The sequence below is a fragment of the Paraburkholderia sp. BR10936 genome, from assembly GCF_040965735.1.
GTDB lineage: Bacteria > Pseudomonadota > Gammaproteobacteria > Burkholderiales > Burkholderiaceae > Paraburkholderia > Paraburkholderia nodosa_A.
On sequence record NZ_JBFRCM010000092.1, the window covers coordinates 1 to 256 of the forward strand.

Sequence of the window (256 nt, forward strand, 5' to 3'; positions counted from 1 at the left end):
AGTGGCTAGTCTAACCGCAAGGAGGACGGTCACCACGGCAGGATTCATGACTGGGGTGAAGTCGTAACAAGGTAGCCGTATCGGAAGGTGCGGCTGGATCACCTCCTTTCCAGAGCTCATCGCTCACACGCGTTTTAAGCGCTCACACTTGTCGGCTGTAAGAAAGACAGACTCAGGGGTCTGTAGCTCAGTCGGTTAGAGCACCGTCTTGATAAGGCGGGGGTCGATGGTTCGAATCCATCCAGACCCACCACTG

1 tRNA gene and 1 rRNA gene are annotated in these 256 nt (G+C 55.5%); both read left to right on the forward strand.

The annotated features are described in order from the left end of the window. Positions 1-109, forward strand: a 16S ribosomal RNA gene (locus tag AB4Y36_RS40550); the annotation flags it as partial. A 67-nt stretch (positions 110-176) separates the two neighbouring features. Next, a tRNA-Ile gene (locus tag AB4Y36_RS40555) sits at positions 177-253 on the forward strand. The last annotated feature ends 3 nt before the right edge of the window (positions 254-256 follow it).